A 25,224-nucleotide genomic window follows, 5' to 3' on the forward strand; every position below is an offset into this window, starting at 1 on the left:
GTGACTACTTAGAAAGGGAGAAACCCTGTACTTTGAAAAAAGTACAGGGTTTCTCGACACTCTGGAGAGACGCCGCTCCGGCGTCTCTCTTTTGTTGTGCTGCAGACTTCTCCCCAATCCCAACCGGGACAGCAGCTCCCTTACTTCTGCTCGATCTTATCGAAGAAGTTCTCCTGAACCAGCTTGGCTGTTTCATCCAGCTGTTTCTTGGAATCCGTGCCTTCCTTCGAGAACGACTCCTGTACAACGTTGGACATCGCCGCATAATAATCCTGCGTGCCGAATTGCGCTTCCGGTTTGCCTTCCAACAGGCTGAAGAGCTGCGGATCGTATTTGTAGACGTTGTCGTACTTATCGTAGATGGCTTTTACCTTCGCGGCATACTCGGAATCATCGCTGAAATATTCCAGCGGCGTCGGTACAAAGTATTTGCCTTCGGCTTTACGGGCATTAATCGTATCTTCCACCGATTTCAGCGCATCATCCGTAAAATAATCAAACGTGATGTAACGGAATGCCATTTCCTGCTCTTCCTTCGTGGCATTCGGGTTGATGACCAGATAATTGCCGCCCAAAATGCCGTGGTGCGCTCCTCCTTTCTCCATCGCTGGCATCGGATATGCCAGCACATCCTCAGGCTTCATGCCGCCCTCGTTTAGTGCCGGCTGGATCACGTCAAATGCGCCAGCAATGACCATCGCCGTACGTCCCTGCTGGAACGAACTGACGGCATCGCCCCAACCGAGAGCCCAGTCCTGCGGAATGGCATTCGCTTCCCATCTCAGCTTTTTATAGAAATCCAGCGCCTTCACGCCGGCTTCCGAGTTAAACACGGCCTTCACTTTGCCGCCCTCGTTCACTTCGATATCCCCGCCGGCTTCGAACAGGAAGTTGGTCCAGTTCCAGCCCGCTTCATTACCTTTGCCCATCGGCGCGATACCGGATATGCCGGCCTTCGGATCTGCTGCCCCTTTCGCCGTGTTGTACATGTCGTCCCACGTCCAATCCATCGGCGGAACCGGTACGCCCTTCGCATCCAGCAGCTTCTTGTTCACGATCGTTGACGTGATATACCCGTTCTGCGTAACACCATACACCTTGCCGTCCACGATGAATTGATCCTGGAGCACGGGATTCATGTCGTCCTTGTATTCCCACTCGTTCCAGAACTCCGTGATGTCGGCCACCCAGCCCCGCTCTACGAGCAGCTGTGCTTCCGTAGCCCAAGTGTTATAAAATGTCGGCGCTTCGTTCGAAGCCATCTTGACCCCGATTTCGTTGACGCTGTACTGCCAGTCGTCCTTCACGATGGTCACGTTCGGATATTTCGCCTGGAAACGGGCGATTTTATCATCCTCCTGCTGACGCAGCGTTGTATCATCCGGCAGCGGATAGTGGATCTTGATCGTTATCTTTTGATCCGCGATATCCTGTTTCGGTTCATCCGTCTGCGTTGCAGTCGTTCCGCCCGAATTGGCAGTCCCTCCGTCTTTATCGCCGGCCTCCGGCGCTGCTTTGCCTCCGCCGCAAGCGGCGAGCAAGGAGCTGAACAGCATAAGGCAGATCAGTAATGCTGAGAACTTGCGCATGGATACTCCCCTTTTCCTGATTGAATTGATAATGTTCTTTCTTATCTCCATCATAAAATTGAAACTCGGAAAGGACGATGTGCATTCATATGACGATCATGTGCAGGGCTACGATGGTGTACACGCTGCCCTACCCTTTTACAGCCGAGAGACTGACGCTGCGCATAATGAATTTCTGGAACACCAGAAACACGAAGATCGGCGGCACCATGACCATGAACAGGATCGCGAATTTTATGCTGCTGTCCAGGCTCCTTGCGTTGATGACATACTTGTAGATGGCCGTGGCCAGCGTGTACTTGTCCTGCGTCTGCATGACCAACGACGGCCAGAACCAGTCATTCCATGCCGTGGAGAAGATAAAAATCGCCAGCGTTGCAAAGATCGGGACGGACAGCGGCACGGCAATTCGCAGGAAGCTGCTCAACTCCGAGGCGCCATCGATGCGTGCCGCCTCGAAGATCTCCGGATGAATGCCATCGAAGAAGTTTTTGATCAGCAGGAAGAAATACGCATTCGCTCCCGCCGGCAGCCAGAAGGCCCAGTAGGAATTCAGCAGCCCCAGCTCCTTCAAATTGACGAAGTTCGGAATCATGTAACTCGACGCCGGAATAAACAAGGTCATGAGAATGAAAAAATAGATGACGCGGTGATAGGGAACCCGGATACGGGAAATGCTGAATGCCGCCAAGCCTAGTACCAGAATCGTTACCAGCAGATTGCCGCCAAAAATAAGCAGCGTATTCTTCAGAAACATCGGCAGATCGATGTATTCCCACCCCTTCGGGAAGTTATCCCAATGCCATTCCGACGGGAAAAATCGCGGCGGAAACGTATTGATCTCCTGATTGCTCTTCAGCCCGTTAAACATCGTCATGCCGATCGGATACAGCATCGTAAAGATCATCACCGCAATGCACAGCACCATAAATCCGTATATCGCCTTGTTCCACGGTTTTCTCAGATCCGAAGCGGACAGTATGCCTCTCTCTTTCATCCTAGTACTCCTCCCTGTTCATCTTGAATTGCAGGATGCCCAGCAAACTCAGCACCAGGAACATCAAGATGCCCATCGCGGTTCCTGCCCCGTAATCCAGCTGGTTGAACGCGTATTTTACGGTTAGAAGCGCGTAGGTGAGCGTGGCCTTGTTCGGTCCGCCGTCCAGCATCGCAAGCTGCGACTGGTACGCCTGCGAAGTGCCGATCAGCTGCAGGATCAGCATGAGCATAATCAAATTGCGCATCGAGGGGAGCGTAATGTATTTAATCCGGGCCCATACGCCCGCACCGTCGATCTCGGCGGCTTCATACCAATCCTTCGGTATGCTGAGCACGCCGGCCAGATAGATCAGCATCGCCGAGCCGAATTGCTGCCATGTCTCCATCACGACCAGCGACACCATGGAGAAACGGCTATCCGAAATAAAGGATACCGGTTCTGCCCCAAAGAAGCCGAACAGGGCGTTGATCGGACCTACCGGGTCATACATCCACCTCCACATGCCGTAAAGCACGACGCCGGGTACGACAAACGGCAGATACGCCGCAATCCGGGCGAAGCCCTGGAACAGCTTCAGCTCCGAGATGGCGATAGAGGCCGCGATGGGCACCCAGAAGCCGATGACCAGCGTTAACATCATGAAATACAATGTATTTCGAACGGAAACCAGCAGATCGGGATTGCTGAGAACCTTGGCATAATTATCGAACCCGACGAAGGTGTTTCCTTTTACGAAATCGATATGAAAAAAGCTGTAAAAGACCCCTTTCAAGATCGGCACCCACAAAAAGACGATAAAGATCGCAATGGCTGGAACGAGGAACATATACCCCCATATGTACTTCTTCCACAGCGGCTTGCGCTTGTGCTCCTGTCGGGTGCGATGACCGGGCTCTATCCGAGCCTGGCCTTGCGGCATGGCCGTTTCTTCCATCTGACTCCCTCATTCCTTAATTAAATGTCCAGCTTTAATTGTAAAAAGACAGGGAGTCTTCGAACATGTCTAAAACTATGTGAAGTATAGCCGTTCTTACTTCTTTAGCTCGCTGGGGCTGACGCCATAGTATTTTTTGAAGATTTTGCTGAAATGCTCCGGAGATTCATAGCCGACTCGCTCCGCGATTTCGTAGCGGCGGAGATCCGTGCTCAGGATCAGGGACCTGCTCTCCTCCATCCGCAGCTTCACGACATACTCCCACAGGCTGCTGCCTGTATATTTTTTGAACAGATAACTCAAATAGTTCGGGCTCACGTGATTGTTCTTGGCTATCTCGTGAATCGTCAATCCCTTCTGGCGGTAATGCTCCTCGATATATTGCCTTGTATTCTCCACGATCCGATTGCCCTGGCTCGAGAGCACCTCATGCGACGTCTCCTGGGCATAGTTGTGCCAATTGAAATCCCCGTAATAAAACACGTGGAAGTCCTGCAGCTGCTCGCTCCACAGCATCGCTTTGTCCGCCTGACGGCTGAGCACACTCAAAAATTCGGGCCCCCTCAATATTTGGCTGATCCCAACGGTACAGCTTCGTTTCAGGTACAGCTCCACATGGTGGTGCAGACTCCGGCCGATCATCTCCAGATGCTGGATCTTGCCGCCCGCATTCTCCTCCATCTCCTGCTCGCTCCATTGTAGGATGATGTTGATGTCCCGCTCCGGCGAATAGAATACGAAGGCGTGCGGCTCCTGCTCCAGCAGCTCCTTGGCGATATTCAGCGCGGCATATTGAATCAGGCTTATATCTTTCCTTGAAAAAGAAGCGCTGCTGTCTTCCCTTAAGCCCAGCTTCATCTTGATAACGGCAAAATAAGGACCGATCAAGCCCAGCTCCGATTCGTCCAGGCCGGCCAGTTGCGGCTGATCCCGCTCCGTGGAGAGCCGCTGATTCAGCCGCTCTATTCGTTCGGACGGAGTCTCCTCCATCCGAAAATGCTCGTTATCGGCCATGAGAAATGGCTCCATCTGAGGCGCCGGTCGATCCATCTTGAGCAGAACGCTGCGAACCGAATCCAGAAACTGCTCGCTGTTCAGCGGTTTGATCAAATAATCCTTGGCACCGAGCTGGAGCGCCCGCTGTGCATATTGAAATGTTTCATGGGCTGAAATAATGATCGTCTGAACCCACGGCTTCACGATCTTGGCCTGCTGCATCAGCTCGATGCCGTTCATCTCGCCCATCTGGATATCGGTGACCAGCAGGTCGATATCTCCCATCCGTATGTAATCCAGTGCTTCCTGCCCGCTGTAGGCCGTAGCAATCCCATCGATGGCCAGGCCCGAGGACGTTAACAGCCCGGCCAAGCCCTTGCAGATCAAAGGCTCGTCATCTACCACCAAAATGTTATACATCAGGAAACCTCCTGTCCGGTTGCGATAATGGTTGTTTCATCTATTCGGGGAATCGTGATCGTCACGCGGGTTCCCCCTTCTTCTCTTGGTTTATATTGCAGACCGCAGCCGCTTCCAAAATGCAGCTGGAGCCGCTCCTGGATATTGCGGATGCCGTAGCCAAGCGAAGGGTCCGGCGCTTCATCATGGAGCAGCCTGTGGATGGACTCGTAGTTTACGGGGCGGAAGCCGTTATCTTCAATGACGATCCGGCATTGTCCCTCTTCTATATGGCCTGAAATCCGGATGATTCCGTCCTCGCCCATATTTTTAATGCCATGAATGATCGCGTTCTCCAGCAGCGGCTGCAGCGTAATCTTCGGCACTTGGTTCACCAGCAAGGACTCGGGCACTTCCCAGTGGACGGTAAACTGATAATCGTAACGGTTCAGCTGCAGATTGATATAAGCCCCCGCATGCTCAAGCTCTTCCCCAAGCGTGATGAGATCCCGCCCACGGCTGAGACTGATCTTCATCAATTTGGACAAATCCTTGATCATCTCGGCGGACTCGGTATTGCCCTCCATTGTGCTCTTCCAATAGATGCTTTCCAAGGTGTTATACAGCAAATGGGGGTTAATCTGCTGATACAGCAGCTGCAGCTGCGCTTCCTTCTGCTTCAGATCCATACGGTATTTGTAGTGGATCAGATCATTCAATCGGCGGGCCATGTCATAGATCGTGGAGATGAGGACACTGACTTCATCTTTTCTGCGCCTGTAGGGGGTTTCCGGCACGACGTTCCCCGGTTCATACCTTCTCACAAAATGCGCCAGCTTCTGGAGCGGCGTCATCAGCGACTGCCAGAAATAAAAAACGATAATGAGACCCACGGCAAAGTAGGCGATGGAGATGACCTGGATAACACGCTTCATCTCGCTTTGCTGGGCGAGCAGCGTTTTGACGGGCACCTTGTAGACCAGCTTCTGATTGAGCACGTAGTTATAGTCAATAACATAGATAAAATCCGACGTGATCACGTCCATGATGCCGATCGTGGATTGACCCGGATCCGCTTCAGGGGGCAATTCCAGCCTCCCTGCCATGCCTTGTACCGACGAAGTCAGGATATGGTCGTTCCCATCCGTAAAATACAGCTCCCCATCCGGAATCGAAACCGTCGATAACGACTCGCCGATCCGGGCGTCTAAATTCGTGACCACCAGAACGCCGATGGTTCCGCCCTTATAAATATTGTTCACGGCCCTTACATAGCTTAAGGTCTCTTGATCCTGGCGCCCTTGTACCGGCGGCGACAGATTCGCTATGCGCTTGAGATACCCGTTCCCTTTCATCGCCACGGCTTCATCGAACCATGCCGGCTTCTCCTTCTCGTCGGAGAAAAAATATACCCCCGCTTTTCGGCGGTCAGGGTAATAGGGAGCAAAGAAATAGCTGTTGTTCGGGTCATACACATAGAGCGAGTAATAAACCGGCTCGCGTTCATCCGTCTCTTGGGAGAAGGACAGCAGCATCTTTTCCAGCCGCTCGTAGTTTTTGACGCGCGCGAGAACGGTGTCCTCGGCAAAGGGATCCAGCTGCTGGATCTGCGAATTTTGGATGACCGTGGAGGTCACTTTGTTAACGGTTTCAATATCACGGTTAATCAGCTTAAAGTTCTGCTTGTTCAGTTCGATATAAGCATTGGTCACATGGCGCTTCAGGATTTGACCGGCCATGGAATTCCCGTAGGCGTTCAGCGCAAACAACGGAATGACCAGCACCAGGAACAGCAGAATCATCTGCTGCTTGATATTCATTCGGCCCAGTGGATTTTTCAAGCGGTTCTTCATCGGCCCTTGCACCTCCGGCTTTCTCAAGCATAGCAACAATCCAGCGGCATCAGCGTAGTCATTTCTACGGAATTGATGCGTATTTTTACGATCAGGCAGAAAGTCCTAAGTGGATGTATTAGCCTTACGACAGGCGATTTCCTGCAAAAGCGGCGGGCGTGTCTGGGGGAGTCGATCGATCGAGGAGTAAGGGGGTGATCGGACAAGGCTTCACGACATGCTGCCCCCAAAATGGAATAACACCCGCATGCGCAATCCTCATCGGATTGAACATGCGGGTGTTATGTGCCGGTTCTCCTTTAGAACGGAAAGAACAGCGGCAGTACCGCCATCATGACCAGGCCGATCACCAGTTGAAGCGGCAATCCGACCTTCACATAATGGATGAATTTATAACGGCCAGCCGACATAACGAGCGCGTTCGGCGGCGTGGAGAACGGTGAGGCAAAGCACATACTCGCTCCAATGGAGACGGCGAACAGAAACGGATACGGACTGGCTCCCATCTGGATCGCAGCCGATAACGCAATCGGCGCGAATAATACGGCGCAAGCCGTATTGCTGATGAACATCGTTAACAGCGAGGTGGTGAAGTACACTCCTGCCAGCAGGGCAAGCGGACCATAGCTTCCCAGTGAATGGACCAGCATATTCGAGATCAGCGTGGCGGCTCCCGTTTTCTCGATGGCAATGGACATCGGAATCATGCCGCCAATGAGCACGATGCTCTCCCAGTTGACCGTCTTGTAGGCCTCCTCCATGTTACGCACGCATCCGAACACCACCATCAACACCGCGGCAATCATCACGGAGGCCACCGCCGGAATCCATTCGGTCACCAGCAGGATCACCATCAAGAGCATAATCCCGGCCGCAATCGGCGCTTTGTGGTCCATCGTCACTTTGCGCGACTCTTCCACGGGCTGCCCCACCACCACGACATCCGTTTGCTCGGCCGCCAGAAGGGCTATATCCTTCCATGTTCCCTGAACGAGCAGCGCGTCGCCAAAGCGCATTTTCTCTTCCTTCAGATGATGCAGAAGATACTGTTCTTTTCGCTGAATCCCCAATATGTTCACCCGATATTTCTCGCGGAAACCCGAGTGCTTGACGAGCCGGCCAATCAGGCGAGAGGACGGAGTCAGCATCACCTCGGCAATGCCGACGTCACTCGTGGCGTACTGCGACTCCTCCGTACGTTTTCGATGCTCGGGTACACGTTGGTCCAGCATGACAAGCCCATACGTCTCCGCAAACTCCGAGGCCCGCTCGAACGGGCCGTTTACATACAGAATGTCGTCTTCCTCAATCACGGTCTCGGGACCGGCGATTTCCTGGTTGATCGTTTTGAAGAATTGATTCTTGGCCGACATTTTACGGCGGATTTCAATGACGTTCACTTCGAACTTCGCCGGAATGTCCAACTCCCGCAATGTTTTGGATCGAATGGAGGAATCGGCACTAACCTGAATCCGATACAGGTTCTGGGTCAGCCGATACTGTTTGGCCAGCTCTCGAAGCGAGCGCCCGCCCTGTTTACCTGCACCCCCTTCTTCATTGCTGGGAAGAAAACGGCGAAGGAAAAATATCGCGAGGATCCCCGTTGCCAAACAGACAAGTCCGATCGGCAAAAAAGCAAAGAACGACAGCCGTTCGTATCCTGCGTTGATCAGCGTCTCCTGAATCACGAGATTCGGCGGTGTGCCGATTAACGTGAGCATGCCCCCCAAGCTGCTGGCAAAAGCAAGGGGCATCAGCAACCGCCCCGGATTAATCTCGGCGCTGAACGCCAGACTGACAACAATGGGCAGCATGACCGCTACCGTGCCGGTATTGCTGACGAATCCGCCAATGAGCGACGTTACCAGCATGATCATAATCAAGAGCCGGGTCTCGCTTCCCCCTCCAAGCTTCAGCAGCTTTCCGCTTGCCATCTTGGCTAATCCGGTATGAAAAATCCCCCCGCCCACAACAAACAAACCGATCATCATGATGACAACCGAATTGGAAAAGCCCGAAAGGGCTTCAGCCGGACTTAAAATGTCCGTTAACATAAGTACCATCAACACGCCGATCGCGACCAAATCCGACCGCACTTTTCCCGACATGAACAATGCGGATGCCACGGCCAAAACAGACAACGTAATGATCATCGGTCCATTCATTCCTTGATCCCCCTATCATGCCATATCTATGTTTCTTCCAAGATTCGACATTCCATAAGCCTTCCCCTGCCCATTTCACGGATCTGCCGCTTTCCATATGTCATTGAAATGGGTTAAAAATCTGATCTGATATCAAACCGATGAAAGGAAATGATGTCGTATTGTACCATCTGCCTGGAGTTACTTATGTTAAAAACATCACAAAAACGCTAATGACAAAAAAAGCTGCATCGGCTCCTTCCAGCCGATGCAGCTTGCTTATGGGATTACAAATTAATGAATGCGGTACGCAATTTGGTGCTGTATTGAACGTCAAAACCAAGACCGGATGCAATCACCGCGAGCGGGACGTAGGTTTTATCTTCTTTTCCTACTTTTTGCAGGAAAGCCGGCGTATCGATCGGTACAGCCGTTCCGTTAACTTGAACGGTTTTGGCACCGATCTTCACTACCACCGTCTGATCTCCAAACGTAATCGTTGCACTGGACGTTTTATTTTCCCATGTGGTCGTCGCCCCCACTGCATCTACGATATCCTGTATCGCTACGTAATTCAGATTATCGCGAAGAATCGGCTTATACGGCGTGTTCAGCTCCTGCCCCTTCACGATGATGCGCATCGGCTGCCCCTGTTCTTGAACAGCGGGATTCTTGTAGCTGCCCCAGATCGTCTCTGCGAACACACCGGCCATCGTCTCATATCCATATTGGTTCGGATGAATATCGTCTTTCAGGATATGGGTCATCGTCAGCTCGGAGCCCACGAACTTCTTCGCCACATGGGCTACCTTAATATTCACGCCCTGAGTGGCAAAACTGTCAGCTACGCCTTCCACCAGCTTCGTAAACTCTCCGGATGCTGCAAGCAGTTTAGCATATGCGATCTCGTCAGCGACTTTGGGCACCGGATTATACTGGTCCGCCACCACAATTGCGGCATCCGGATTGATGGCGTGCAAATTGGTAATGACGGATGAGACATTATCCGTATAAATCTTGAACAGTTCCTGCATCTTAGTTTTCAACTGTTCATCGCTTAATGTTTCCACGGTGCTGACCAGACTCATCATGTCATTGCCGCCGATCGTAATGGTAATCAGATCCGCACCCGCGATAATCGGCTTGGCTTTCGCTGCGTCAGCGCCAATCTGCTTCGTGCGTGGATCGATGCCGCTTAGCCCCGGCTGCAGCTCTTCCGCCGTAATTGCGCGTTCATCCAAGACGGCCTTGACGTAATGGTTCAGCCCATCGGTTTTCAATCCGCCGATCCCCAGATTCGTTACCTCGGTCCGGCCGTGGAACAAACCTTGCTCATACAGCCGGTCAACAAAACCGTAAGGCTTGCTGTTCAGATCCATTCCCGGCTCATACCCGACAGTCAACGAGTCCCCCAGCGCTACAATATGATATGTATCCTTGGCTGTAACCTCATCGGCATAAGCCGGCGCAACGCTCGGTCCAACCAGTGCCACCGCGAGCGTCAAGGTGCCGGTTACTGCCGCCAGCCCCTTCTTCCATTGTTTGAACATGCCTTCACTCCCTTAACATCAATTATCTTAATACAGCCTTATTTTACCACCAGTAACCTGTGAATGGTACTGAACTCAACCAGGACGATAAGGCTTCATGAGAAGATAAGCGAATAAATAACCGAGGGATATAGCTCCAAACCAAGCAAATATCCCAGGCGTGGCTGCCAGATACAGGCTTGGCAATATCGACCATCCAAAAGCAACCAGCAGCAGCAACCGGTAGGAATAAAGCACCCCGAGCATCGCCAAGCTGGCTGGAAGAAACAGCATAACGAACGTAGTTAAGGCTGGTTTCCAGCTGGTCTCATCGGAATAAGGGTTGAAAAAGATAAGGATGCACCATAGCAGCATGGAGGCTGCCCCGGATGCGCCTCCCAGAACATGACATATTTGAATCCGAACTCGCATGATCTCCCCCCTATGTGGTCAAGGTCAACCATAGTCACACCAACTTGAGCCAGCCTAGAACAGTGTGATCTTGGCCAGCCATCATAAAAAAATGGACAGCACGCTCTATGCTGTCCATTCCTGGTTCGGGCCTTTAACGAAGATGTCCCGCTTCTCTAAACATCCCATCCCTTAAAGCGCTATCAAGCTTCTTCACCTGAATCCTCAGGCTTATCCTTCTTAACTGCCTTATCCATGTACTTGTCATAGCGATCATCCACTTCCTTCGCCATGCTGCGGTACTTCTGCGTCTCTTCCACAATAGGATCAAGCTGCGTCTGAATCCGGATCTCGTATTTCGGAGAGAGAAGCCTGCGCTCCTCCTTCTCCCGATCCTTCTTCTGCATTTCACCGTCCGTTAACATCTCGCTGAGCTGGCGCTCCAAATCCTGATCCGACTTCTCATTCATCGTAAGCACACTCCTTTATCAAGCGGTTGTAAGTGACCTGCATTTCTCTGTCGTCCCTGGCCGTTTAGCGAACCAAAGCTTCGCCGGCGTCTTTTAGTGTATCCAGAAAACGCTGATGAATCAGCCCGTTGGTTGCCGCCAAATGACGCACCGACAGATCATATGGCTTTCCTTCCGTATCGGTTACTTTACCGCCGGATTCCTGAACCAATAGTGCGCCTGCAGCAACATCCCAAGCGCTCAAGCCGTGCTCCCAGTATCCGCTGAGGCGGCCGGCAGCCACATAAGCAAGATGAAGGGCAGCGGATCCGCCTGCTCTTACATTGCGGACCATCGGCAGCAGCGCCTGCAGCTCCGCCATATTCAGCGGCAGGTTGACCGTGCTGTCCAGCGGGAAGCCCGTGGCCAGCAAGCTGTCCGACAATTGATCTTCCTTGGAAACATAGGTAGGGTTGCCGTGAACGTAGGCTCCTTTTCCTTTTTCCGCAACAAACAACTCGTCCCGGGAAGGGTCGTAAATAACGCCGACAATGACTTCTCCATGATGAGCCAGTGCAATCGACACGGAGTAAAACGGAAATCCATGAACATAGTTCGTCGTTCCGTCCACAGGGTCAATAATCCAGAGATACTCTTCGTCCTTGGCGTCCCCGAGTGCCTTATTGTAGGCATCACTACCCGGGGCAACCCCTTCTTCTCCGAGGATCGCATGATCCGGAAAGTGCGTCAAAATCAGCTTGCGGATCATCTGCTCCGCGCCTTTGTCCACCTCGGTTACGATATCCTGTGCCGAAGACTTGGTGCTCAACTGCTTGACGGTACCGAGTTTGCTCTTAATCCACTCTCCCGCTTTGGCGGCGCAATTAATCGCAACGGCGGTGTAGCTCTTACTGCTGACAACATAAGGAATCTTTTCATTCTCGTTCAAAGCACTCACTCTACTTTCTATATAAATCTAGTGATTTTTGACAATCCCTACATCCTATTCAGTCATGGCGGTAATCGAAAGGGCAATCAAGGGAAAATTCCGCCTATTTCAATAAAAGTCCGTCCTATGCTGTGCACCTGAATGCTTGGCGAGAACGAACTTTTTTATCCGATGTCATGTGTTAAGGGGAATCTCTGTTTGGATACTTCCAACGTAACCCAAAATCCATCAACTTGCAAGTGTTTAACAAGCTCATCTTATCGGGTTATGGGTTTACTTCGATGGAAGCACCGTCGAGAATGGTTACGCCCTCTTCCGTATAATCTCCCAAATCCTTCATCAGATCAAACAAGGCGCCGTCCTTCATCTTCGCTTCAATCATGACGTCCACCTTCGGCGTAGCCCCCGCAATATTCCGTAAAAACGCCAGCAATGGCACGACATCCACCCCATCCGCATGGCTGCGGATATCGGTAGGGCTCTTGGGACTGGATACGTGAATCTTGGGCGGGAGCGGCTGCGCCCGGTCCGTATCGGCCTGCGCAAGCGGCGTCTCCCAGGTGCGAAGGATATCCGGCCACAGCTCCCAGGGAGCCTCGCCGTCGTTATTGACCCACTGATGATGGATGTCCAGTACCATCGGCAGCCCGGTCTGCTTGCATACGGCCAACGTTTCCTGGGCGGTAAAGGTTTTATCGTCATTTTCAAGGGTCAGCCGTTCCTTGATGTGCGGCTCAAGCTCATGAAAATGTTCAACGAATCGCGCCGCTGCCGAGGGCTTGTCCCCATAAGCTCCCCCGATGTGGATGTTGTTCTTCATCGAAGCAGGCAGCTCCATCGCCCGCAGCATATGGACGTGCGACTCCAGATCACGGATCGAATTGGCCAGCACTTCGGGACGCGGCGTGCTCAGCACCGTGAAATGATCCGGATGAAAGGAGACCCGCATCCCGTGCTTTTTCACGAATTCCCCTATGGCCTGAAAGCCTTCCCGCAAAGCCGGGAACGGATTCCAATCCTGCATATCTTGATGCGTGGCCAGCGGAATCAGCTTGGACGAGAAGCGGTACACCTTGATATCGTGAGCCGCATTATGCTTTAGAAGCCGAAGGGTATTATGTAGATTCTCATTCGCAATCCGCTCCAGTTTGTGTAAGCCGGCCTCACGGTCATTCAGCTTCATAAAACTCTTCATGGTCATCGTCTTGGAAGGAGAAGCATTCTGCACGACCGTGGACATGGCTACATAACCGAAACGGACAATCATGCATGATCTCCAAAGAACATTTCGTGAGCCAGCGCTGTTTGTACGCGTGCTTCCTCATCCGTCAATTTGCGGATCAGCTGCAGTTCGACCGAAGTAACCTCGCGGCCCTGGAAGTTAATCTCCGATACGCATGCAGTGATCAGGACGATGGCCACCGCCTGGTTATCCGGCGTATAAGCAATAACCTTCTGTCCTGTCGGAAATACCCGAAGCCCGTCCTTCAGCATCTTACCGCGGCCGTATTCCAGCAGCTCATAGAGCTCCTGCTCACTCTTAAACTTACAAACGGAATTGAACTCGGTTTGAAATCCCATAATACGTATCTTCCTTTCATCCCATAATATTAGACTCAAGGGGAGCCGTATTAAATAGCGCGGACTCCCCCTGGTGTTTCATATCCTATTGTGACGGCTTACGCCTGGTTCTCATAAATCAGGGATTGCTTGCGGTTGTACCGCTCAAGGCCCAGCTCGATCATCCGGTCAAGCAGCTCGCGGTAGGACACGCCCGTTTCCCGCCACAAGAGCGGGTACATGCTGAACGGTGTAAAGCCAGGCATCGTGTTCACTTCATTGATCAGAATCGCGCCGTCCGAGCGGCGGACAAAGAAGTCGGCCCGAGTAATGCCGCCGCCTTCAATCGCTTTGAACGCGGTAATGGCGAGGTCGCGCAGACGATCAGCCGTATCCGGCTCGATTTCGGCCGGAATTTGCATCTGTGATTGTCCATCCGTATATTTGGCCGCATAGTCGTAGTATTCACTGGAAGAGACAATTTCACCCGGAACGGATGCCATCGGCTCATCATTGCCCAGCACGCTGACCTCCACTTCGCGCGCATCCACGAACTCTTCAACGATGATCTTGTCATCGAACCGGAGCGCGGATTCAATCGCCGCCTTAAGCTGCTCCCGGTTCTTAGCCTTGGATATCCCGACGCTTGAACCCAGGTTAGCCGGCTTGACGAAGCTCGGGTAACCGAGTTTGTCCTCGATATCCTTCAGCACTTCATGCTGGCTCCGCTCCCACTGGGTACGATTGAAATAACAGTACTCACATTGCGGCAGCCCTGCTTGTGCGAAGAGCTTCTTCATGACGACTTTATCCATCCCCGCCGCCGACGCAAGCACACCGGTTCCCACATAAGGAATGTCCGCCATTTCGAACAGTCCCTGAATCGTTCCGTCCTCACCGAACGTCCCGTGAAGCAGCGGGAACATAATATCCACCGCCTGACTCTCTTGGCCATACAATCTGCTGAACACGGCGTTCAGCGCGGTTTGCGTGCCTTCCCCTTCAGCCAGCTTCAATTCTTCCAGCTGGGCAAAAGGAGCCGACAGCTTGCTGCCGATTCTCCAGCTACCCTGCTTGGAAATATAAAACGGAACAATCTCATATTTATCAAAATCAAAAGCGTTCATGACCGCGAATGCCGTGGATAACGACACCTCATGCTCGCCGGATTTCCCCCCGTATACTAAACCTACCGTCAATTTATCCTGTCCCATGTTAACCTCTCTCTTGTCCGTATTGCAGCACGACATGCTGTCATCTTAAAAATAATCGGGGATATGGTAAAACCGATATTCGGTGTTATCATTCCAAGCGTAGGAATCCCGGTAGTCCCAATAGCGATGGCGGCTGGACACCGTATGTGCATTAACGAGCGGCATACCGCCCGCGTCAAACGCCGTCACGATGGTGCTGTGCTGAAACGCGCCGTCACCATCCCAGTCGTATACGATGACGTCCCCCAGCATCAGCTGCTCGGGACGCTCCACCCGCTCGGCCCGCAGCCCCGAGGCACTGGCGTTCAAATAATGCGCAAAGCTGTTCGATACCGCCCAGCTGTAGCTCCACCATTCCCGTTGGTTTACGTACCCCTTGTACCACCATCCCGTTTCTCTTTTACCAGTATAGTGGATTGGGGCTTTGCCTGCAAAGAGGCACTGGGAGATATAATTTGTGCAATCCACGTCAAATTCCTCAAACTCCGGATTCCCCGAATCCCACCAACGGTCGGCATATGCAGCTGCGGCTTCACGCTCGTAACGGCCGGACCGCGGGCTGCTGCCGGCGGCGTATACGCGTCCGTTCATAAAGGGAGTGGACGGCTCTCTACCAGCCACATCCGCGCCTGCTGCCGGAACATCGGCTCTTTGCAGGGGATGGCGTTCATCCTGCAGACGTTCGATGCCTACGATCAACCAGGCATCCCCGTCCCGGATCAGCGTCAGCCGCTCTTTAAAAACCGTATCCTCCCGGTGTGTCATCCCTCTTTTTTCATAATAAAATACGCTGTGAAGCCGCACGTCCGCGACCACATCATCCTCCGTCTCCCTCAGAATGCGCAGGAGGCGGGCACGAGTCTCGCTCTTAAGCGGCGTAACCTCCCGCTGCGAGTACCACGACTGCAGCCGAAACTGCCTTTCTCCTCTCTCTACCAGGAAATTCAGATCCGCTACAATCTGCTCTTTCAGGCCTGAAGAATAGTCCACGCGATTTTGGTTATATTGATTGACGTAAATATATAGAGCTTGCTTCCAAGGCTTCTCTGCTTGCTTCAGACTGTTCATCTACTCTCCTCCTCTAACCTTGCCTTTCACGCTGTTCCCTATCACAACTATATGAAGAAAATGTTCGGGCTATGTACTTCGGTCAAGAGAATACAGAAACACCGGGATCTCAGCGAGTGTATTCGGGTAAAAAAACAGGCTTGTTTTCACCTTTTTGAAATACGTTTCTTCTATAAAAAATGCTTTACGCAGCGAGTTGAAAACGGTATACTTAAAGTAGTTAATTTATGAAATTAGGTTTCACCTAGTGAAACGAAAGAGGATTTATCTCAAGGTGTCTTTATTCGATTTATGAAATGACTTAAGGAGGTTCATCAATGCCAGCAAAGGATCAATTCTCCATCTCCCGCAACCTGGAGGTGGGCGGTAAAAGTTACCGTTATTTCAGCCTGCAGGCTCTCGAAGAGCAAGGATACGGAAGTGTATCCAAGCTTCCTTTCTCCATTCGGGTGCTGCTGGAAGCAGCCGTGCGTCAGTTCGACGGACGTGCAATTACCGAAGATCATGTAAAACTCTTGTCCAAGTGGAATGAAGGACGCGACAACAACAAGGAAATTCCGTTCATTCCTGCCCGTATCGTATTGCAGGACTTTACCGGCGTTCCGGTTGTCGTAGACCTTGCAGCTATGCGCGACACCGTTAAAAAATCCGGCGGCGACCCTAAACAGATCAACCCTCTCGTTCCGGTTGACCTCGTTATCGACCACTCCGTCATGGTTGACGCTTTTGGTACCGATCAAGCTCTGGAAACGAATATGAAGCTTGAATTTGAGCGTAACGAAGAGCGTTACCGCTTCCTCCGCTGGGCTCAAACGGCATTCAACAACTTCCGTGCAGTTCCTCCTGGAACGGGGATCGTTCACCAGGTTAACCTGGAATACCTTGCTTCCGTAGCGGCTACGAAGACGGTTGACGGCGAAACGCTGGTCTTCCCTGATTCCCTCGTAGGTACGGACTCCCATACAACCATGATCAACGGTCTTGGCGTTGTGGGCTGGGGCGTAGGCGGTATCGAGGCGGAAGCCGGCATGCTCGGCCAACCGCTGTATTTTGTAACGCCTGAAGTTATCGGCTTCAAGCTGACAGGCAGTCTGGCGGAAGGCGCAACAGCGACTGACCTTGCCCTCACGGTAACCGAGCTTCTCCGCAAGAAAGGCGTTGTAGGTAAATTCGTAGAATTCTACGGCCCTGGTCTCGCGAACATCAGTCTGGCTGACCGCGCAACGGTAGCCAACATGGCTCCGGAATACGGCGCTACCATCGGCTTCTTCCCGGTTGATAGCGAAACCCTGGCTTATCTCCGGAATACGGGCCGTACCGATGAGCAGGTTGAGCTCGTGGAGAGCTACTATAAAGCGCAAAACATGTTCCGTACGGCAGATACGCCGGACCCTGAGTTCTCCGATGTGATCGAATTGGATCTCGCTTCGGTTGTACCGAGCTTGGCTGGACCGAAACGTCCGCAAGACCGTATCGAGCTTACCAACATGAAACAAAACTTTAACGATATCATCCGTACGCCAATCGACAAAGGCGGATACGGTCTCAGCGATGAGAAAATTGCGGAAACCGTTAAAGTCAATCATAAAGACGGCTCTACCAGTGAAATGGGAACGGGTGCGGTTGTTATCGCAGCCATCACCAGCTGTACGAACACGTCCAACCCAAGCGTTATGCTCGGCGCAGGTCTCCTAGCGAAGAAAGCCGTTGAACGCGGCCTGACAAAGCCTGGCTATGTGAAGAGCAGCTTGACCCCAGGTTCCCTTGTTGTAACCGACTACCTCGAGAAGTCCGGTCTCTTGCACTACCTTGAAGCTCTCGGCTTCTATGTTGCAGGCTATGGCTGCGCAACTTGTATCGGTAACTCCGGTCCATTGCCGGATGAAGTGAGCGAAGCGATTGCCGACAACGACATGACGGTAGCCGCCGTATTGTCGGGTAACCGTAACTTTGAAGGCCGCGTGCATGCTCAAGTCAAAGCCAACTACCTGGCTTCGCCGCCATTGGTTGTTGCTTACGCTCTGGCAGGCACAGTGAACATCGACCTGCAGAACGAACCGATCGGCTACGATCCGAACAATGAGCCTGTCTATCTGAAAGACATCTGGCCAACGAGTGCGGAAATCCGCGAAGCGATCGGTCAAGCCGTTAGCCCTGACGCTTTCCGTGAGAAATACGAGAATGTGTTTACCGCCAATGAGCGTTGGAACAAGATTCCTGTTCCTGAAGGCGAGCTGTACGAGTGGGACGATCAATCCACTTACATCCAGAACCCGCCATTCTTTGAAGGTCTGGGCAACGGCCTGAACGACATCCAGGACATCAAGGAAGCGCGCGTGCTTGCTCTCTTGGGCGATTCCGTTACAACGGACCATATCTCCCCAGCGGGTAACATTGCAGTGAACAGCCCAGCCGGCAAATATCTGAGCGACCGCAACGTTGAACGCAAAGACTTCAACTCCTACGGCTCCCGCCGTGGTAACCACGAAGTCATGATGCGCGGTACCTTCGCTAACATCCGGATCCGTAACCAGGTAGCTCCAGGTACGGAAGGCGGCGTTACGACTTACCTGCCAACGGAAGAAGTGATGTCCATCTATGATGCTTCGATGAATTATCAAGCAGGCGGACAGAACCTCGTCGTTATCGCCGGTAAAGAATACGGTACAGGAAGCTCCCGTGACTGGGCGGCAAAAGGTACGTATCTCCTCGGCGTCAAAGCCGTGCTTGCTGAAAGCTTCGAGCGTATTCACCGCTCCAACCTTGTGGGCATGGGCGTTCTTCCGCTCCAGTTCCAGGAAGGTCATGGCTGGAAGAGCCTTGGTCTGAACGGCCGCGAGACATTCGATATCCTGGGCCTCAGCAACGATGTGAAGCCAGGCCAGGAATTGACCGTTGTCGTTACGCGTGAAGACGGAACCCAATTCGAGTTCCAAGCTATCGCCCGCCTCGACAGCATGGTGGACGTGGACTACTACCATAATGGAGGTATCCTCCAAACGGTACTGCGTCAAATGATCGCATCGAACCAATAAGACAATCACTATAGGCGCTTTAGCCTTAGGAACAAATCCCCATCATCCGCTTATGGATGATGGGGATTTTGTTATTTTTCGGTACTTCTTTCCTGAATATTGGATATTCCGTTTCGAATGATGCCAAGAAGGTTAATTGGTAAAAAACATTTTCGGAAATCCATGCCCAGGAGGAAAGTACCTATGATCAAAATACATACGATGGCTTCGTTCCAATATCAATACCACCGGCCGCAGCCGGTGGCAGCGCCTAAGAAAGAGGAAACGACGGATAAAGCCCTCACCTTTCAAGAGATCCTTAATCAGAAAATGAAGGAAAAGAACGTGAAGCTGACTTAAGCTGCCCTTGCCTGTACATAGCGATGCCGTCACGGCAAAAGGACCGTCCCTACGATCACCAAGATCATGGGTCCGGTCTTTTTGCTCGTTATCGAACACTCGTCCCCGCATAAAAATGACCGGGCAGCTGTATCACATGGGGCCGCCCGGTCATTCAATAACTTATAGTGATGCTGTCCGCACTCTCGTAATAGAATGAATTAAATCATCATTCCCATTTCCCGTGCCGCCTCCATCAGGATTGGCGCATGTTCGCGAAGCGTTTCCGCTGACAGGCGGGTGACTGGCCCTGACATCGACAGTGCTGCCGCCACTTGACCATTCCGGTCAAAGATGGGTACCGATACCGCAGCGGCTCCAGGCTCGCGCTCTTCGATGCTGATCGCGTATCCCTTCTCCAGTATTTCGGCCAGCTGCTGCCGGTAAACGATCCGGTCGACAGATTCGGGCCAATCCGGCGCATTCAGCAGCTCCTCCTGATCGGCCGGTGGCGCAAAGGCCACCAGTACCTTGCTGGAAGCGCCAACCGACAACGGCAGTCGCACTCCGACCTGGGCGACCCGCCGAATGCCCTGGTTGCTCTGAACCGCTTGAATCCGAAGACGATCCGAACCGTCTCTTAAATACAAGCTCACCGTTTCACCAAGCCGATCCCGTAAGGCCTCCATCGCGGGCAGAAGACGAATCGCCGGGTCGTCGCTTTGAGACAAATGCATGGACAGCTCCCATATCTTCAAGCCAAGCCGATATTTCTCCGTCTCTTTGTTACGAACAACGAATCCTTTGTCTTCCAGCGTTGTTAGCAGCCGATGAACGGTACTTTTATGTAATCCGATAAGGGTAGAAATCTCTGTGAGGGCAAGTTCACTATCTTTCGTAAAACACATCAATATATCAAGCGCCCGCTCTACAGCACGCACCGTCAATTTACGGTCTTCCATCCCGACCAGCTCCTCTCCTGTTTCATTCTATGAAACCTGGTTACAAGAATTATATGAGAATTCTTCTCAAAAGTAAACCATGGAGACAAGGACTTTACAGTTCTCTTACAATCTATGGATTTGCATTGACTTTATAGGCATCCGGGCATACGATTATTATAATTTCAACTCTTTCATGTTAACGAAACATATCCAGACTATATGGTAAGGAGGGGCCACTTATGAGCACAACGACTGGTAGTAATGCCCCACTCTCCCAATTAAATGACACGCCAGCCGAGCTGTCGACGGGCTTGGTTCGTTTAAAGCATATTATATTAGCGTTGTTATTATCTGTCGTTTTTTTCCTTGTTTTCTGTTTTATTGCGCTTCATGCCTATATTGCTTGGGTTTTGTCGAATCCGACCGTTGCTCCGCTGTACTCCAATCCCAAGCTTGCTAAAGAGATGAATTACGAGAATGTCACGTTCCACTCCATTGACGGCAAACGAAATATAAATGGATGGTATATCCCGGCCGAGAACTCCTCCAAAACCATCGTGCTCAGCCATGGATACGGCGCCAATCGGGAGGAAACCTGGGTACCGATGTACGATATCGCCCATTACGCGCACAACATGAATTTTAATGTGCTGATGTTTGACTACGGTTTTGCCTCCCAGACCAGCAAGGAAGTGGCGACCGGAGGCAAGGAAGAGAAACGCCAGCTTCTTGGAGCCATTGAGCATGTGAAGCAGCGCGGCGCGAAGCAGATTGTCGTCTGGGGCTTCTCCATGGGTGCCGGTACCGCGCTGCAGGCAGGGCTTGAGACCAAGGATGTAGATGCCATGATTCTGGACAGCGCCTTTTTATTGGAGCCGGACACGCTTTACCACAACATTCACAACCAGATCAATCTTCCTCGTCATCCGTCCCTGGAGATTCTGGAGCTGCTCTTCCCGGTGCTCAATGGCACCAGCCTGGATCAGATCCCGTACAATGAGGTGAAGAAGCACGATTATCCGTTCCCGACCTTGTTCATCCACGGAACGAAAGACGACAAGGCACCTTACCCGATCGCCGAGAAGATTGCTTCCAACCAAACCCATACGGATTCGGATTCCTGGATTGTAGAGGATGCGCATCATGAGCTTATCTTCCGTGAGCACCCTAAAGAATATCTGCGCAGAGTATCCACCTTTCTAGGAAAACTCGAAACACCGGATGGATCCTGATGCTTTATTGATCATACGATCCACCTCCCCCTGCTGCTTGGATGCGGCGGGGGTATTTTTATTTCTCTTCATAATACAGGCTGCCACGTGAATATAGTGTGTTTAGTGAACCTGATACTGGAGGGAACGGACATGTTATTTATTTACGGAGCAAAGCTCCCGGTACGATTACTCGAAGAGATTCGCTATTGGAAGCATCAGGAAAGGAAGCATACTGGCCTTATCAAAGCCGTTGTGCCGGAGCTGGAGCCGGACTATGTCAAAACGCTGGATCAATGGGCCGTGGTATTCTCCGACACGGAAAAAGCAGCAGACGAACTTCTGCGCCACATTCTCCGTTATGACGGGCCTCCTTCGCAGCAGGTGCTGGCCCAGGTTGAACAGCTGCTGCGCGCTTCCTGCGAGCAATCCAGAGAGTTCATCCGCCAACTGCATGGCTTGAAGGAGCATAGTGAGGCTGTTCGGAAAGTGCCGCTTGCCAGCACGGTGCTGCACCATGTGATTCGGGAGTCCGAATACTTCCTGAACGCGCTGGAGACGCTCAACTCCGCTGGAGCGCTGGAGAGATTTATGGATGTGGAGATGCCGGTGCAATCCATGACGCTTCACGAGGCCTCCTCCCCACCGCCATCTCGCTCTGAGGCTGATCTGTCCATTCAAGGCATGGGAGACAGCGGCAAGGCCGTACCGATTGGCGGACATCGCCTTCCTCCGCTGCCTTACGCATATAATGCGCTGGAGCCTCATATCAACGAGAAAACCATGCAGATTCATCACGATATCCATCACCAAAGCTACGTCGACGGTTTAAACAAAGCAGAGAAAAAACTGGAGGCGGCCAGAAAAAGCGGCGATTTCGAGCTGGTGAAGCATTGGGAACGCGAGCTGGCTTTTCACGGTGCCGGCCACTATTTGCACACGATCTTCTGGGACATTATGAACCCGCAGGGCGGTGGGGAACCGGGCGGGGAGCTTGCCCAGCAGATCAAGAAGGATTTCGGAAGCTTCGATCGCTTTAAAAAGCACTTCTCGGAAGCGGCAGACAAAGTGGAAGGCGGCGGCTGGGCGATCCTCGTCTGGAGTCCGCGCAGCCATCGACTGGAAATTCTGCAGGCCGAGAAGCATCAGAACCTCTCCCAGTGGGACGTCGTACCTCTTCTGGCACTGGATGTATGGGAGCACGCCTACTACCTCAAACATCAAAGTAAACGCAAGGATTACATCAAGGATTGGTGGAACGTGGTCTACTGGCCAGCGGTAGCAGAGCGTTTCAAGCATGCCAGTGAGCTGAAATGGAAGCCTTTTTAATTCAAAGCCTTGCTGGGTTGCTTCACATTGGTTAATATTGGGTATGTTGTCTATAGCCCTCCTTACTTCATTATGGAGTTTAAGGAGGGCTTATCTATAGGACTATCAATAGGTCTTTTTCACTAGAATTATGGTTATTTATCCGGTTGAATAAACCCATATACTGGATTATGATATGACGGTACATTAGCAGCTTAAAGATTTAATTAAAGAATTAATGAGATGTTCGAGGGGACTGAAATTGTTATGGGTAATCGTTTAGGGTGGAAAAAACTATTCATATGCTTCTTGTTAATCCCATTTATACTAGGAGGATGTCAAAACATGAATTCTAATAAAACCAATAATTCAGACATCACTGATGATATAACGAATAATGACGATGAACTAATGAGCCAAGCCAGAGAGACAGCCATTCAGTTCTTTAAGGAAAAGTATGACTTGGATGTCGAGGTAACCAACCAAAAGAAAATGCCTACCTATGTCGCTGATGAGATTGATGTCGAAGGGTATGTCATCGGGCATAAAGATCAAACATTTAATATTTCAGTAAACTATAAAACCCTTCAAACCAAAAACTTTGTCATGAGTCCAGAATTAAAAAAAGTAATTCAAGCCAAGGACCAGAACTAATTAATTATTCTTTATGGAGGACCCATCATGGTTGATGATGAAACATATAATATTTTATCCAGATTAGCCTACAAAGATTTGAAAGTAGATACACAAATTGAGGATCTTCCGCAATGGGAGGTTTTAGAGGATACTAGAAGCTATAAACTATCCGGATTTGATGCTGTCACCTTTGTCAACAGGTATACAGGAGAAGCAGTTATTGCATACAGAGGGACGGAGGGAGAAGCTGAATTATCAGCATCCCTACCCGATTATGTAAGTGATATTGGAATTGGTATTGAGGAACTCAAAAGGAAAGCAGAGATTGAAAGACCTTTTGATGAGCATCTAACCAAATTTGAAGATGCAGTTGGAATTACTACAGTCAATGATTGGATCGGCGAAACCTCCAGAAAGCTCGATAAAAACATGGATGTTTTAGGGTCAAATCAAATGTACCAAGCAGAAGACTATGCCAAAGAAATGCAGGAAAAACATAAAGATTTAAATTTCACTCTGACCGGTCACTCACTAGGTGGAGCAAATGCACAGTATGCTGCTGCTTACACAGGTATGACAGCAGTTACCTTCAGCGCCCCTTCCGTTGTCGGAAGCCTATCTCCGGAGGTTAGACGAAAAGCCGAAAATGGGGAGTTTGACTCCCAAATCATTAATTTTGCACATCCAGGTGATATTATTGCCAGTGGCACACTCGGAGGTTACGACGGTCACGTCGGCTCTACTTATTACATAGACTCCAGTTATAAAGACGCCAATGACGGACTTAGCATAAAAGAAAAAATCGATAATACGCTGGGCGGTCCCAATTATCATCAACTTGACCGTTATCAATTTGAGAATGGTTACATTTCGAACCGTCTGTATAACGGGGCCACTGATAAGTCAGTCGATTCCCCTCGAGTTCCTTCAGAAAATATGATTTTTGACGGTTTGAGGGATATGATACTTGGAACAGTCGGTACATTATCTCCCTTCTTAGGTTTAAATGGAGCTGTTGCTGCAGGAGGCTCCTCCGGTACCATCCAGGTAACCCCTGCCGAGCTGCGAAGCGTAGCCGAGAAATGGAGAGCACACGCCCATCAAAGTGATGCCGAAATCCAAGGAATCCGGCAGCGTCTCTCCAAATACATGTTCTCCAGCCACAGCAGACGTCTGCAGCCTATTGTCCAGCAGCTGGATACATCTATCATGTCGATGAGTCAATGGCATCTGCAGCATACCACCGACATCGTTCAGTATATTAAATTCAAAGCGGATTTATTTGAACGAACAGACAACAGCGGGTAAACATCAATACGAAAACTACCGGGAGGGATGGAGATGAGTCGAGAGATTCTGCTGGAGCTGGATGATTTGCTTCAGGCCGAACGCGAGCTGTCAGGACTGCTGGCAGCCATTCGGGCCGACGAACAGGAGGCACGGGTCATGTACGCCCGCCTGCAGGATTGGAAGGGACAATCCGCCAATGTGCTGCGCGATCAGATTGAAACCTTCTTCATGGAGATGTCCCGCCGCATCCGGGATATCGAGGAGCAAAAACACGCACTCATCCAATATGTGCAGTATATGAAACAAGTGGATGGGGCCTCTTGAGAAGCCCTTGCATCGATTAACATAGAAGCTCATATTCGTTGCTGAGCACAAAAAACAGGCTTC

22 protein-coding genes are annotated in these 25,224 nt (G+C 51.3%); 7 read left to right on the forward strand and 15 right to left on the reverse strand.

Annotated elements, in window-relative coordinates; all coding sequences use genetic code 11:
- Nucleotides 1-140: 140 nt before the first annotated feature.
- The 14 genes from M4D81_RS31640 to M4D81_RS31705 all read right to left on the reverse strand — a co-directional run bounded on the left by M4D81_RS31640 (nucleotide 141) and on the right by M4D81_RS31705 (nucleotide 16,095).
- Nucleotides 141-1,589 carry an ABC transporter substrate-binding protein gene (locus tag M4D81_RS31640; protein ID WP_260069310.1) on the reverse strand — a complete coding sequence of 483 codons (1,449 nt, stop codon included), beginning with the start codon at nucleotides 1,587-1,589 and terminating at the stop codon, nucleotides 141-143.
- A 130-nt stretch (nucleotides 1,590-1,719) separates the two neighbouring features.
- The gene (locus M4D81_RS31645; protein WP_216532521.1) at nucleotides 1,720-2,586 is read right to left on the reverse strand and encodes a carbohydrate ABC transporter permease; all 867 of its coding nucleotides are present in this window, start codon (nucleotides 2,584-2,586) and stop codon (nucleotides 1,720-1,722) included.
- A gap of 1 nt (nucleotide 2,587) precedes the next feature.
- A complete protein-coding gene (locus tag M4D81_RS31650) occupies nucleotides 2,588-3,523 on the reverse strand; it encodes a carbohydrate ABC transporter permease (protein ID WP_260069311.1) in 936 nt (311 codons plus the stop codon).
- Between the two features lie 96 nt (nucleotides 3,524-3,619).
- Nucleotides 3,620-4,939: a response regulator gene (locus tag M4D81_RS31655; protein WP_260069312.1), complete on the reverse strand. Its 1,320-nt coding sequence runs from the start codon at nucleotides 4,937-4,939 to the stop codon at nucleotides 3,620-3,622.
- Nucleotides 4,939-6,771, reverse strand: coding sequence for a cache domain-containing sensor histidine kinase (locus M4D81_RS31660; protein WP_194545048.1), 1,833 nt, complete (start codon nucleotides 6,769-6,771; stop codon nucleotides 4,939-4,941). Before M4D81_RS31660 ends, M4D81_RS31655 begins: the two co-directional genes overlap by 1 nt.
- Nucleotides 6,772-7,070: 299 nt before the next feature.
- Nucleotides 7,071-8,936 (reverse strand): SLC13 family permease, encoded by a 1,866-nt coding sequence (locus M4D81_RS31665; RefSeq protein ID WP_260069313.1) that lies wholly within the window; start codon nucleotides 8,934-8,936, stop codon nucleotides 7,071-7,073.
- A 266-nt stretch (nucleotides 8,937-9,202) separates the two neighbouring features.
- Nucleotides 9,203-10,465: an SGNH/GDSL hydrolase family protein gene (locus M4D81_RS31670; protein WP_220686558.1), complete on the reverse strand. Its 1,263-nt coding sequence runs from the start codon at nucleotides 10,463-10,465 to the stop codon at nucleotides 9,203-9,205.
- Nucleotides 10,466-10,540: 75 nt separating this feature from the next.
- Nucleotides 10,541-10,876, reverse strand: coding sequence for a hypothetical protein (locus M4D81_RS31675; protein ID WP_260069314.1), 336 nt, complete (start codon nucleotides 10,874-10,876; stop codon nucleotides 10,541-10,543).
- Between the two features lie 182 nt (nucleotides 10,877-11,058).
- On the reverse strand, nucleotides 11,059-11,325 hold the full coding sequence (locus M4D81_RS31680; RefSeq protein ID WP_071220868.1) for a hypothetical protein: 267 nt from the start codon (nucleotides 11,323-11,325) through the stop codon (nucleotides 11,059-11,061).
- 64 nt (nucleotides 11,326-11,389) lie between these two features.
- On the reverse strand, nucleotides 11,390-12,253 hold the full coding sequence (locus M4D81_RS31685) for an inositol monophosphatase family protein (RefSeq protein WP_260069315.1): 864 nt from the start codon (nucleotides 12,251-12,253) through the stop codon (nucleotides 11,390-11,392).
- A 265-nt stretch (nucleotides 12,254-12,518) separates the two neighbouring features.
- Nucleotides 12,519-13,520, reverse strand: coding sequence for a UV DNA damage repair endonuclease UvsE (uvsE, locus tag M4D81_RS31690; protein WP_260069316.1), 1,002 nt, complete (start codon nucleotides 13,518-13,520; stop codon nucleotides 12,519-12,521).
- On the reverse strand, nucleotides 13,517-13,834 hold the full coding sequence (locus tag M4D81_RS31695; protein WP_006208215.1) for a hypothetical protein: 318 nt from the start codon (nucleotides 13,832-13,834) through the stop codon (nucleotides 13,517-13,519). The genes uvsE and M4D81_RS31695 overlap by 4 nt, the downstream gene beginning before the upstream one ends.
- Before the next feature lie 98 nt (nucleotides 13,835-13,932).
- On the reverse strand, nucleotides 13,933-15,027 hold the full coding sequence (locus M4D81_RS31700) for a D-alanine--D-alanine ligase (RefSeq protein ID WP_071220871.1): 1,095 nt from the start codon (nucleotides 15,025-15,027) through the stop codon (nucleotides 13,933-13,935).
- A 45-nt stretch (nucleotides 15,028-15,072) separates the two neighbouring features.
- The gene (locus M4D81_RS31705) at nucleotides 15,073-16,095 is read right to left on the reverse strand and encodes an amidase domain-containing protein (protein WP_260069317.1); all 1,023 of its coding nucleotides are present in this window, start codon (nucleotides 16,093-16,095) and stop codon (nucleotides 15,073-15,075) included.
- A gap of 317 nt (nucleotides 16,096-16,412) precedes the next feature.
- Here M4D81_RS31705 and acnA point away from each other — a divergent pair, with 317 nt between their 5' ends.
- Both acnA and M4D81_RS31715 read left to right on the forward strand, forming a co-directional pair.
- On the forward strand, nucleotides 16,413-19,130 hold the full coding sequence (gene acnA / locus M4D81_RS31710) for an aconitate hydratase AcnA (protein ID WP_071220873.1): 2,718 nt from the start codon (nucleotides 16,413-16,415) through the stop codon (nucleotides 19,128-19,130).
- A 183-nt stretch (nucleotides 19,131-19,313) separates the two neighbouring features.
- Nucleotides 19,314-19,469 (forward strand): hypothetical protein, encoded by a 156-nt coding sequence (locus tag M4D81_RS31715; RefSeq protein ID WP_201259390.1) that lies wholly within the window; start codon nucleotides 19,314-19,316, stop codon nucleotides 19,467-19,469.
- A 200-nt stretch (nucleotides 19,470-19,669) separates the two neighbouring features.
- On the opposite strand, the gene M4D81_RS31720 is transcribed toward M4D81_RS31715, so the two are convergent.
- Nucleotides 19,670-20,410, reverse strand: a complete 741-nt coding sequence (locus M4D81_RS31720) for an IclR family transcriptional regulator (RefSeq protein ID WP_071220874.1) — start codon at nucleotides 20,408-20,410, stop codon at nucleotides 19,670-19,672.
- A gap of 221 nt (nucleotides 20,411-20,631) precedes the next feature.
- Between M4D81_RS31720 and M4D81_RS31725 the strand changes: the two genes are divergently transcribed.
- The 5 genes from M4D81_RS31725 (at nucleotide 20,632) to M4D81_RS31745 (ending at nucleotide 25,161) form a co-directional block, all read left to right on the forward strand.
- On the forward strand, nucleotides 20,632-21,624 hold the full coding sequence (locus M4D81_RS31725; RefSeq protein ID WP_071220875.1) for an alpha/beta fold hydrolase: 993 nt from the start codon (nucleotides 20,632-20,634) through the stop codon (nucleotides 21,622-21,624).
- A 132-nt stretch (nucleotides 21,625-21,756) separates the two neighbouring features.
- Nucleotides 21,757-22,932 (forward strand): Fe-Mn family superoxide dismutase, encoded by a 1,176-nt coding sequence (locus M4D81_RS31730; protein WP_260069318.1) that lies wholly within the window; start codon nucleotides 21,757-21,759, stop codon nucleotides 22,930-22,932.
- A gap of 324 nt (nucleotides 22,933-23,256) precedes the next feature.
- Nucleotides 23,257-23,565 (forward strand): hypothetical protein, encoded by a 309-nt coding sequence (locus tag M4D81_RS31735; RefSeq protein ID WP_260069319.1) that lies wholly within the window; start codon nucleotides 23,257-23,259, stop codon nucleotides 23,563-23,565.
- Between the two features lie 27 nt (nucleotides 23,566-23,592).
- Nucleotides 23,593-24,855: a Tle-like phospholipase domain-containing protein gene (locus tag M4D81_RS31740; RefSeq protein ID WP_260069320.1), complete on the forward strand. Its 1,263-nt coding sequence runs from the start codon at nucleotides 23,593-23,595 to the stop codon at nucleotides 24,853-24,855.
- 33 nt (nucleotides 24,856-24,888) lie between these two features.
- Nucleotides 24,889-25,161 (forward strand): hypothetical protein, encoded by a 273-nt coding sequence (locus M4D81_RS31745; RefSeq protein ID WP_076325903.1) that lies wholly within the window; start codon nucleotides 24,889-24,891, stop codon nucleotides 25,159-25,161.
- The last annotated feature ends 63 nt before the right edge of the window (nucleotides 25,162-25,224 follow it).

The sequence above is a fragment of the Paenibacillus sp. p3-SID867 genome, assembly GCF_025142895.1.
Classification (GTDB): Bacteria; Bacillota; Bacilli; order Paenibacillales; family Paenibacillaceae; genus Paenibacillus_AQ.

Coding starts and splice junctions, on each gene's coding strand:
- M4D81_RS31735 (WP_260069319.1), top strand. CDS start 23,257: ATGAATTCTAATAAAACCAATAATTCAGACATCACTGATGATATAACG.
- M4D81_RS31655 (WP_260069312.1), bottom strand. CDS start 4,939: ATGTATAACATTTTGGTGGTAGATGACGAGCCTTTGATCTGCAAGGGC.
- M4D81_RS31665 (WP_260069313.1), bottom strand. CDS start 8,936: ATGAATGGACCGATGATCATTACGTTGTCTGTTTTGGCCGTGGCATCC.
- M4D81_RS31645 (WP_216532521.1), bottom strand. CDS start 2,586: ATGAAAGAGAGAGGCATACTGTCCGCTTCGGATCTGAGAAAACCGTGG.
- M4D81_RS31730 (WP_260069318.1), top strand. CDS start 21,757: ATGTTATTTATTTACGGAGCAAAGCTCCCGGTACGATTACTCGAAGAG.
- M4D81_RS31675 (WP_260069314.1), bottom strand. CDS start 10,876: ATGCGAGTTCGGATTCAAATATGTCATGTTCTGGGAGGCGCATCCGGG.
- M4D81_RS31660 (WP_194545048.1), bottom strand. CDS start 6,771: ATGAAGAACCGCTTGAAAAATCCACTGGGCCGAATGAATATCAAGCAG.
- M4D81_RS31745 (WP_076325903.1), top strand. CDS start 24,889: ATGAGTCGAGAGATTCTGCTGGAGCTGGATGATTTGCTTCAGGCCGAA.
- M4D81_RS31715 (WP_201259390.1), top strand. CDS start 19,314: ATGATCAAAATACATACGATGGCTTCGTTCCAATATCAATACCACCGG.
- M4D81_RS31695 (WP_006208215.1), bottom strand. CDS start 13,834: ATGGGATTTCAAACCGAGTTCAATTCCGTTTGTAAGTTTAAGAGTGAG.
- M4D81_RS31720 (WP_071220874.1), bottom strand. CDS start 20,410: ATGGAAGACCGTAAATTGACGGTGCGTGCTGTAGAGCGGGCGCTTGAT.
- M4D81_RS31700 (WP_071220871.1), bottom strand. CDS start 15,027: ATGGGACAGGATAAATTGACGGTAGGTTTAGTATACGGGGGGAAATCC.
- M4D81_RS31670 (WP_220686558.1), bottom strand. CDS start 10,465: ATGTTCAAACAATGGAAGAAGGGGCTGGCGGCAGTAACCGGCACCTTG.
- M4D81_RS31680 (WP_071220868.1), bottom strand. CDS start 11,325: ATGAATGAGAAGTCGGATCAGGATTTGGAGCGCCAGCTCAGCGAGATG.
- uvsE (WP_260069316.1), bottom strand. CDS start 13,520: ATGATTGTCCGTTTCGGTTATGTAGCCATGTCCACGGTCGTGCAGAAT.
- M4D81_RS31740 (WP_260069320.1), top strand. CDS start 23,593: ATGGTTGATGATGAAACATATAATATTTTATCCAGATTAGCCTACAAA.
- M4D81_RS31640 (WP_260069310.1), bottom strand. CDS start 1,589: ATGCGCAAGTTCTCAGCATTACTGATCTGCCTTATGCTGTTCAGCTCC.
- M4D81_RS31725 (WP_071220875.1), top strand. CDS start 20,632: ATGAGCACAACGACTGGTAGTAATGCCCCACTCTCCCAATTAAATGAC.
- M4D81_RS31705 (WP_260069317.1), bottom strand. CDS start 16,095: ATGAACAGTCTGAAGCAAGCAGAGAAGCCTTGGAAGCAAGCTCTATAT.
- M4D81_RS31650 (WP_260069311.1), bottom strand. CDS start 3,523: ATGGAAGAAACGGCCATGCCGCAAGGCCAGGCTCGGATAGAGCCCGGT.
- acnA (WP_071220873.1), top strand. CDS start 16,413: ATGCCAGCAAAGGATCAATTCTCCATCTCCCGCAACCTGGAGGTGGGC.